Origin of the sequence: Sphingobacterium deserti, assembly GCF_000757725.1 — a bacterium.
Lineage (GTDB): Bacteria > Bacteroidota > Bacteroidia > Sphingobacteriales > Sphingobacteriaceae > Sphingobacterium > Sphingobacterium deserti.
This window is the reverse complement of record NZ_JJMU01000050.1, coordinates 1-9388: the sequence shown is the minus strand read 5'-3', so window position 1 is coordinate 9388 and position 9388 is coordinate 1. Positions and strand designations below refer to the sequence as shown.

General features: G+C 42.4%; 11 protein-coding genes. 9 read left to right on the top strand and 2 right to left on the bottom strand.

The genetic code is table 11. The annotated features are described in order from the left end of the window. On the top strand, positions 1 to 315 hold a 315-nt coding region (locus DI53_RS13385), incomplete at its 5' end, for a hypothetical protein (RefSeq protein ID WP_037500461.1). Between the two features lie 79 nt (positions 316 to 394). Continuing rightward, positions 395 to 814 (top strand): helix-turn-helix domain-containing protein, encoded by a 420-nt coding sequence (locus DI53_RS13380; RefSeq protein WP_037500459.1) that lies wholly within the window; start codon positions 395 to 397, stop codon positions 812 to 814. A gap of 28 nt (positions 815 to 842) precedes the next feature. On the opposite strand, the gene DI53_RS13375 is transcribed toward DI53_RS13380, so the two are convergent. Beyond that, positions 843 to 2336, bottom strand: coding sequence for a hypothetical protein (locus DI53_RS13375; RefSeq protein WP_037500456.1), 1494 nt, complete (start codon positions 2334 to 2336; stop codon positions 843 to 845). Positions 2337 to 2467: 131 nt separating this feature from the next. On the opposite strand from DI53_RS13375, the gene yiaA reads away from it, so the two are divergent. The 6 genes from yiaA (at position 2468) to DI53_RS13345 (ending at position 8176) form a co-directional block, all read left to right on the top strand. Beyond that, entirely contained in the window at positions 2468 to 2938 is a 471-nt protein-coding gene (yiaA, locus tag DI53_RS13370) for an inner membrane protein YiaA (RefSeq protein ID WP_037500453.1), read from the top strand. A 139-nt stretch (positions 2939 to 3077) separates the two neighbouring features. Beyond that, positions 3078 to 4034: a DUF2157 domain-containing protein gene (locus tag DI53_RS13365; protein ID WP_037500449.1), complete on the top strand. Its 957-nt coding sequence runs from the start codon at positions 3078 to 3080 to the stop codon at positions 4032 to 4034. Then, entirely contained in the window at positions 4024 to 5097 is a 1074-nt protein-coding gene (locus DI53_RS13360) for a DUF4401 domain-containing protein (RefSeq protein ID WP_037500446.1), read from the top strand. The genes DI53_RS13365 and DI53_RS13360 overlap by 11 nt, the downstream gene beginning before the upstream one ends. After that, positions 5075 to 5572 (top strand): GDYXXLXY domain-containing protein, encoded by a 498-nt coding sequence (locus tag DI53_RS13355; protein ID WP_241462428.1) that lies wholly within the window; start codon positions 5075 to 5077, stop codon positions 5570 to 5572. The genes DI53_RS13360 and DI53_RS13355 overlap by 23 nt, the downstream gene beginning before the upstream one ends. A gap of 42 nt (positions 5573 to 5614) precedes the next feature. Next, complete coding sequence (locus tag DI53_RS13350) at positions 5615 to 6673, top strand: ATP-grasp domain-containing protein (protein WP_037500443.1); 1059 nt, start codon at positions 5615 to 5617, stop codon at positions 6671 to 6673. Between the two features lie 219 nt (positions 6674 to 6892). Further along, complete coding sequence (locus tag DI53_RS13345; RefSeq protein WP_037500440.1) at positions 6893 to 8176, top strand: ATP-binding protein; 1284 nt, start codon at positions 6893 to 6895, stop codon at positions 8174 to 8176. Between the two features lie 43 nt (positions 8177 to 8219). Here DI53_RS13345 and DI53_RS13340 read toward each other — a convergent pair whose 3' ends face one another. Beyond that, on the bottom strand, positions 8220 to 8678 hold the full coding sequence (locus DI53_RS13340) for a hypothetical protein (RefSeq protein ID WP_037500437.1): 459 nt from the start codon (positions 8676 to 8678) through the stop codon (positions 8220 to 8222). Positions 8679 to 8883: 205 nt separating this feature from the next. Between DI53_RS13340 and DI53_RS13335 the strand changes: the two genes are divergently transcribed. Beyond that, positions 8884 to 9388: hypothetical protein (locus tag DI53_RS13335; protein WP_037500434.1), on the top strand; the 505-nt coding region annotated here is incomplete at its 3' end.

Sequence of the window (9388 nt, the reverse complement as noted above, 5' to 3'; positions counted from 1 at the left end):
GAAGACTGGAACCAAAAGAAAATCTCTCTTTTAGAACAGAAAGATACCGTAGAATCTAACATATTAGAGCAAGTAGCACAAATATTAAAGATTCCTGCGGAAGCTATTGAAAACTTCGATGAAGAGCAGGCGATTAATATTATCGGCAATACAATTACAAACCATGATAATGCTTTTAATTTTGGCACAGTGACTATTCATCCTATCGACAAGCTAATCCAGCTCCACGAAGAAAAAATTGAACTTTATGAGCGCATGCTCAAGGAGAAAGATGAGATGATGGCTAGGTTGGAAAAGTTGATCCAGTTGAAGTAATTTACAATTGACATGTATACGTTTAAAGTATGATGATTGACATATAACTACTCTATTTCTCGATAAAAAATAAAACCGAATGACGCACTCCGGCAACAAAAAGATACATCAAGGCAGAAATATAAAACGCTTCCGTGAAATGCTAGGCATCAAGCAAGAAGCCCTGGCATTTGAACTTGGCGAAGACTGGAACCAAAAGAAAATCTCTCTTTTAGAACAGAAAGATACCGTAGAACCTAATATATTAGAGCAAGTAGCACAAATATTAAAGATTCCTGCGGAGGCTATTGAAAACTTCGATGAAGAGCAGGCAATTAATATTATAGGCAATACAATTACAAACCATGATAATTCTGCCGTTATAAACAACAACCCCATATTCAACCCTGTTGAAAGTATTTTAAAGCTCCACGAAGAAAAAATTGAACTTTATGAGCGTATGCTCAAGGAGAAGGATGAGATGATGGCTAGGTTGGAAAAGTTGATGCTGGCGAAGTAGCTTCCCCAAACGGGCAATCATACAACTTTTAAGGTGCTTTCTTGATAAGCGCTAGCGTCACCTCATACGAAGTCCTTTTTTCCCAACGCGCAATTAACCAGGCAATAAAACTGATCCTGAAAATATCGTTATTGCCATCTTCTGTCAATTGTGCTAGGACTTCATTTTGATAAGTCGCTTTAAAAACCTCAGCGGGTTTTAGTAGGTATCGCTCCACTAGCCGCAGGTAGGAAAGCACCCCATCTTCGGCAGTTGTTTGCAAATATTTCTTATAGCGCCGCCTAAAACTTTGTAAGCGTGATAACGCAAGTTCTGTATTTTCAAATTGCGCCTGCACGATTATTTCCATGACATTTTTTCGAATAGTCCATAACATGCCTAGCTTTTTTTCATACCAGGCATCTGTTCTTGTTAGCATAGCTAGCTGGCGCAGACTTTCCCGGTTATTATGTTGGGCCAGAAACATGGCCAAACAAATCCGCAAATCTTCGATATCTTCTGCTTTGGTCGCTCCCTTTACCTGGGCTAAGGCATATCGCAATACGCCCACAGCAGCTTCAGGCTCTCCGCTAAAATGTTTATTAATCGCTAGCAGCAGTTTGTAACGTGCAGAAAATAAAGCCCTATAACGCGCATCTGTATCCATCAGTTCTGCCATCTTAAGCAGGTAAGACTCACTGTTACTAAAATCTTTGTTGCGTAGATGAAAATTCGCTAAAAAGTACATTATCGAGATGTGATAGAACAAGTGAGGAGGCTTTTCGCCAGACTGCGAACTAATGAAATTATTGATGCGTATTACGTAACGTTCGATCAATGTATAGTTTTGCTGTATCGCGGCATATTCATTGGCTATAAATAAAATTTGATAGATAGATTTAAAAGTCATCAGGTCGCTCAGTGAAATCTTATACTTGCGTATTGTCGTTATGATAAGCGTGGTTAGGTTTACGATTTTCCCTTTTAGATTGATGGCCTCTAGTTCTTGCCGCAAGAATGCATACGCGATGTTTAATTTTGACTCGCGCAGCATAGCCGTCTGGTTTGCAAGAAACCGCGCAGTCAATGCATCTAGATGCTCGCCTCCTTCCAAATGGGCGTATTGTAACTTTAATAGAAGGAGCTCGTTTAGTAGGTTAAATTCTTCTAGATTATTCGCTAAGCGTTCCGCTTTGTCCAACGATTTAAATGCGACCTTTGCCACACCGTTTTCAAACAGAAAGCGAGCAACAACCAAGAGCCGCGATACTTCATGAGCCATGGAATGGCTATTTTCAAATGCTTTCTGCGACAGAAAAATCAGAAGACTTTGCTGCAATCTCTTACGAAGTGCATGATAGGCATCGTTATTTTCAGGTTGCTTGTAAAGCATGGTTGACACATTTGAATCGTCAGTTTCCAGTAAATCGAGCAGTTGCAGATTCTTAACATCCGAACGTCTGTTTTTACGTTGTAAAGACAGCCTAAACTGCCTTTTTTCAACATTATCCAACAACCCTATCAATTGAGAAAGTGTATCCATAGCTTTATTTTTTCCATATTAAAGATACGATAATCAAAATTTATATCGTCAGTATATTCAATTTTTTGATTTTTGTACCTGATAATTGTCGCATAGATTTGCTTTCATATTAATCATTAAAACAAATAAATATGGAACCGCTAAATCAAAAAACAGAAGATTACGGACCTATCGTAAAAAAGCAAAACGATGATCCTAGAAACCCATTGAAACCAACTGCTGCATTTGTCGGCGCTTCATGGTTTGCGCTGTTAACAGGAACAGTTGGCTTTTGTATAGGCTTGTGGAATGCGACGATGGAGCTGAACGAAAAAGGCTACTACTTTACAATCCTATTATTTGGCTTGTTTGCCGTTATCTCTGTCCAAAAAAGTGTGCGCGATAGAGCCGAAGGGCTAGTCGTGACGGATTTATACTATGGCATAAGCTGGTTTGCCACCATTGCGGCAATGGTATTGCTCACCGTTGGTCTTTGGAATGCCGACCTTGCGCTCAGTGAAAAGGGATTTTACGCTATGGCATTCTTCCTTAGTATATTTTCGGCCATTGCCGTGCAAAAAAACACCCGCGACGCTAAAATGTTTGAGGATAAAGACCTGTAACTTAGCGGTTGCCTGCCCCGTAGCACCTTGCTAGGCAAGGCTGCGGGGCTTACCGCATTTGTAAATTGCGGCATGCTTTACTTGTTTATCAAAAACATGTGCTAAGCACCGTACAACACACCTTTAACAAAAACCAATAATGAACAATATTAAACGGGAAGATATACATGTGCTTGCTCAACATAGCAGCATTAGGGCATCAGCCGCTGACAAGGCACTACGCAGGTTTATTTACCCCAGCGCCAGATCATGGAAGAAGTTCCTTCGCCTTTTCTGTCTAACACTAGGTATTGGATTTTCGATACTGGGTATTGTTTTCTTTTTTGCCTACAATTGGGCAGACATGCATAAGTTCGCAAAAGTAGGGCTTATCGAAGCCCTCGTTGTTGGGATAATTGCACTCGCTATTTACCCGAAGTTTAGTACACAGACACGAAATATTCTCCTCAGTGGCAGCTCGCTATTGGTCGGTGTTTTATTTGCTGTGTTCGGGCAAATCTATCAGACAGGTGCAAATGCCTACGACTTCTTTCTGGCTTGGACACTTTTTAGCACGATCTGGGTTATTGCTGCACGATTTGCCCCACTTTGGTTATTTTATCTCGTGCTCGTAAACGTTACGTTGATTCTCTATGAGCAGCAGGTGGCGACAGATTGGCCCGAAGTCTTGTTCTACACCATCCTATTTTTGCTAAATGGTGTCGTAGCCGGCATAGCGCTCCTACTTCAACACCAAGGATGGAAGTTGAACATTCCCTCCTATTTTACGAATACGGTGGCTTTAGCTAGCGTAGCATTTGCGACTATAGGCGCCATTGAAGGTATTTTCGATCACGACCATGTATACCTGACCTTATTGAGTGCTATAATTGGGATGCTCTATACCGTCGGGATCAGATATGCTATCACACGCAAAAATGGATTCTATTTGGCTGTCTTTTCCTTCAGCCTCGTGGTGATAGTATCCGCCCTTTTTGTTCGTTTGATAGAGGACATCACGCTGTATTTATTCGTCAGCGTTTTCATCATCCTGAGTGTCACATTCATTGTCAATAACCTCATTAAACTTCAAAAAACCGATCAACATGGAACGTAAGAATAAAATTGACCAGATCGTAAATTACTTCCAGTCAACAAATGGCGAAGCCATCGAATTGGATCGGGTTGCTATTGATCGTGCATACAGCAACCCAAATGGAAAGCAGACGCTAACTATAAAGGTGCTTTCCGTCTTTGGCGGATTGCTAGCATCCTTTGTGTTTTTCGGCTTTCTGTTCTTCACTGGCCTGTATGGATCGGAGACGGCGTTGTTAATATTCAGTGCCTTGGCGATTGCTATTGGCCTGATCGTTAGCAGAGAAGATACGGGCATCCTATGGGATACCATGAGTGTAACTGCGTTAATCATTGGGTTTATCATGCTTGCAGCTGGTCTTAACGGCTGGCAGCTAGATACCAAACATATTCCCCTTGTTCTGACACTTCTTGCCGCAGCTTGTGTGGCTCTCGCCGGCAATTACATTGCCTGCTTTATTTCAACATTGATTCTTCACGGAAGCGTGCTAGCCTATATCATAGCAAACCATTCGGATTATCTCGCTCTTCTGTACTTGTTTATACTCATAGGCCTTCTATGCTATCTATTTCTATACGAAGCAACCCTTATCACCCGTAGGAAATCCGTAGCGAAATGGTACAATCCGGTGAAGACGGCCCTTATTTTCGCTTTTTTCTCTGGACTTATTGTCCTTCGGGAAAACTCTACCTTCAGCATAGATACTCATTCCGTATTTTATGTATCCGCGCTATGCATTGTCTTTATTCTTTACCTGGCTAAAGGTGTGCTTGAACGTTTCAGGATTGAAAAAAATGGCTATGTTATCTTAACCTATTTCCTTATACTGATGACTTTGATCCCTACCGCATTCGCCCCCGGCATTACAGGCGCGCTGCTCGTTCTATTGTTGTGTTTCCAGACAAACTATAAAACAGGTTTTGTTATTGCAGCTATTGCGCTCATCTACTTCATCGGCCAATGCTATTACGATCTACAGTTCACCTTACTGGCGAAGTCATTATTACTCTTTGCTTCCGGCATTTTCTTCATCATTATTTACCTATTTATATCCAAACGACATGATCAACATAAAAAAGTATAAAGGCACTATCATTGTAGTGAACCTCGTCCTCTTGCTTGCCTATTTCAATTATAGCGTTTTTAGCAAAGAGCAGCTATTGACGGAAGGGAAGCTGATTTTGCTGAAGCTAGCGCCAGTAGATCCGCGGTCGCTGATGCAGGGGGATTATATGAACCTACGGTACGATATAGTGCAAGGTGTATACCCGGATAGTGTCGGCCGAAGAGGGTATTGCGTTTTACAAGTGCTTCCTGATAAAACAACCCGCTTAAAACGCTTTCAGGCAGAAAAAGAACCACTGGCAAAAGACGAGCAACTTTTGTCGTTTACATCGCCTAATAAATGGACTATCGCTTTGGGTGCGGAATCTTTCTTTTTTCAGGAAGGACAGTCCGAAAAGTATGAGCATGCTAAATACGGCGGACTCCGGGTTGATCGATCAGGCAAAAGTCTATTGGTCGGTTTATATGACGAAAACTTGAAGGAGATACGTTAGCGAAGGCAGGTACGATGGCAGGATTATTGCCTAAAATAGGCTATGGAGACAAAAATTGCGTTAATCTACCAAGCCGCGGCGGCGCCAGAAACGGATGGTATTATTAAACCGATGAAAGAAAGTGGCTATGCCGATAGTTGCGCTGATATTGCATTTGCCTTAAAGCAGCAAAATATCGACATCATCACACCCACAAATTCTCCTGACGCCAATAACGATCTGGATTGGTGCTTTCCTGACACCAGTATCGGCATTCAGCGCGCAATCGAACTGGGTGCGAACACTATTTGGCTCAACACTGTTTTGTTCAAAGGCCATCCTGTACAAAAATTTATTGATGAGGGTATAGCTATTATCGGGCAGCTTCCGGAGACGGTAGATCGCTTTGACGATAAATGGGTGACTAATGGTCTATTGAAAGCAAACCATTTGCCCATCCCTAAATCCACCATCATCACACGGCAAAATTTACTAAGTATTGTGCTTAACTTCCCATTTCCAGTAGTGGCAAAGCCTATCCGCGGGCGCGGAAGCCAAGGGGTTTATCTTGTAGAAGATGAACAGTCGTTACAGCATTTATTGCAGGATATGATGACCGAGCGCACTTATGGCGATGTGTTATATGTAGAAGAATATCTTGCCGGTGAGGAGATGACGGTCACGGTAATGCCCCCGGGGGACTATTGGATCAAAGATCGCGCGGTGAGAAAACCGTCCTATTGGGCCCTTCCCCCGATAAGGCGCTTTAACCACCAAAATGGTATCGCCCCTTACAATGGTGTGGTCGCGGTGTCGGAAAACAGCGCGGCACTTAGCGATTTTGAACTGGAGATGGACGATATCAAGCTGCTCTGCGCGCAGTGTGAAACCGCGGCTAATATTGTGAAAGCAAAAGCACCCATTCGCATCGACTGCAGAGCAGATTCCAATGGAAAATATTTCCTTTTTGATGTGAACATGAAACCCAACATGACGGGGCCTTCACGGCCGGGGCGCGAAAATCAAGACAGCCTAACGGCTCTTGCGGCGAAAAAGATCGGTTGGGATTACAATATGCTCGTTCGAAATATCGCATCACTATACTGGACAAAATCCTCGTAAAACGGGAAGGCAATCATAACAGATCTATCTTCTATTCATAGTAAATAATTATTCTATAAGCTAGCTATGCTTAGCTCGTTCACCCACGGCAATAAAAAATATGATGATTATGCTGCTATCTGTTTCTGTTTGGCCATCACCAACATTTCATAATTTTTTAGCGTGGCACAAGCAAGTAGCGGAGTATTTCATTAACTTCGTCTATAGACGGAAGATAAAATGAAAAACAGCACCAATATAACCAACGCAAGTATAGAATCCGCCGGATTGCCTAAAGATTATAAACATGCTATAGCAGAGTATATTTGGAATGGGTTCGACGCGAAGGCGAGCCGCGTTGACATTCATTATGAAAGCAATGAGCTGGGCTATCTGCACCGTATTACTTTCGAAGACGATGGCGAAGGCATCAACCACAATACCTTGCAGCAATCTTTCGGAAATTTCCTGGATTCCATGAAACGCAGCAGCTTGAAACGGAGCTCATACATCCGTGGAAGAAAAGGGAAAGGTAGATTCTCATTCTCACTCTTCGCCACGCGCGCAACTTGGAAAACCCGATACCGAGACGCCGACGGACAGCTTCGTGAATATGAAATCCTGATTGACAGAGATCAGAAAGAAACCTATGAAGATTCTTTTTTAGTCGATGCTCCACAGACTGATACTGGCACAATTGTCCAATTGGACGGCATTTTTGGTTTAAGTGAACGAAATCTTAATGCAGCCGACTTTTTGGATTTCCTCGCGCAGGAGTTTGGCTGGTTTTTGTTTTTAAATAAAGACCAAGGCTTTCAAATTACGCTAAATGGTGTGGCATTACACTATAAACACCTCATAGCAGAAAACGAAACGGTAGCCTGGACCATAACGGATGAATTTGACAATCCCTACAACTTTCGGGTGAACTACATTTATTGGAAGGAAAATATCGGCGATCGCTATTATTATTACTTTTTGAATAGTGATAAAATAGAAGTGGCGAAAGAACTCACTAGCTTTAACAACAATGCCATTCAATTTCATCATAGCGTGTATATAGAGTCTGCATTTTTTAATGCGTATGGTCAGGAATCTATGACAATGAGCAAAGAGGAGAATCTTTTTTCGCCGTTACAGCAGCACCTGGTTTTCAAAAAATTGATGCATGAGCTACGGGGTCTTTTGGAAAGAAAACAAAAGAAGTATGTGCGGGAGCACGTGGCAGAAAATATATTAAGCGGCATCAGCGAAAAGAAGATCTTGCCGCGCTACGAGGAGAGTTCATCAGATCAATATCGCAAGAACATGATCCTAGACATTCTACGTGAACTATGCATCGCGGAACCAAAGGTGTTCACAACCATGAAAGACGACTACCTTAAAGCATACATTGGCTTTATTGACTTACTGCTCCAAACAGATAAACGACAGTCCATCCTATCTGTTATCGAGCAAACCCTACCTCTTGGCGAATTTGAGCGTGAAAACATAAGCCAAATACTGAAAAAAGATCATCAATAGTTTTGGGCTTTTGGAGAATCTCCAGAAGCCAACGACGCCTCCACTACTCTACGACCAGACTTAAGTCAAGCCAGATATAGGGACGATCTAAAACGGTATGGGGAAACGCCTTATTGTAGATTAACTTTTCTTTGATATCTTCATCTTGCAGTGGCAACTCATTTCCAGGAAGTACCAAAGCGGTGAATATAGCATCGTTCTCGGTAAGCGATATATCGCTACGGAGTAAGTTAACGCGATGCTGCTCCAAGATGGCCGCAGCCTCGGATGTTGTCAACTGCCTTAGATTTTGGGCTGCTGCATCAAAAGATCGCATAGCCTCATCATAGTAGCCTTCAAATTTCTCCTTGATGTAACCCTCATAAAGCGTCCTATCGTTGTTGCGAAGCGCATCATTCCGAATAATGACACGCTCGGGATGCATCTCGAAGCTAAAATCTGCAGAATCTTCCAAAAATCCATAATGTAAATTGTACCTATCCAACCGCTTGATGAGTTCCATGTTTGTCTATTCTTATTTTTCGTTAGTGCTTGAATAAAATGGTTAAACGCCCGAAGACGAAAGGGGCATGATGGCCGTATCTAAATCAGCTACTTTCCCCGTTTATTCACCTATCAATAGAACACGCAAACTGCGCTTTCGTTTAGAATAGCATGTCTATTGGTTGGCATGTATTTTGACAAGATCCAACAAAAACAACGTCACTATGTTAAACAAAAAAACAACGCCATCGCAACGCGCCGTTCTGAGCCTACTTGTGCTTTTTTTCTTTGCATTTGTACAAAAGACTTATGCCCAGGTAGACGAACAACGGTTTAAGATTGAACTGAGCATTCAAGCCGGCAACAAAACGGCGAAGACGCTCTTGAATTCCTCATCCATTAGTTTTTCCAGACAAGAGGCCTACGCCGGAGTAGACAGTGCTAAAACGCAAGCAGCGTCGGCAGGAACGAATACTATTCCGCAAATACCACGAGAAATTTATCTTAGCGCAGATGCCGCTTCGGTAAGCAAAGAAGCGATGGAATTGTTGGCCCAACACAAAGGAACCCTCAAAGGCTCCATAATCGTGACGGATGCATACAACCAATCGCAGGTAAAAACGATCCAATTCTCTGAGGCCCTGCTCAGCGGGTATTCTGATCAGGTATCTTCATACGGTTATAATGGCAAGCCCGGCAGTGTCGCTTTTTCCTTTGTCTGCAAAGAAC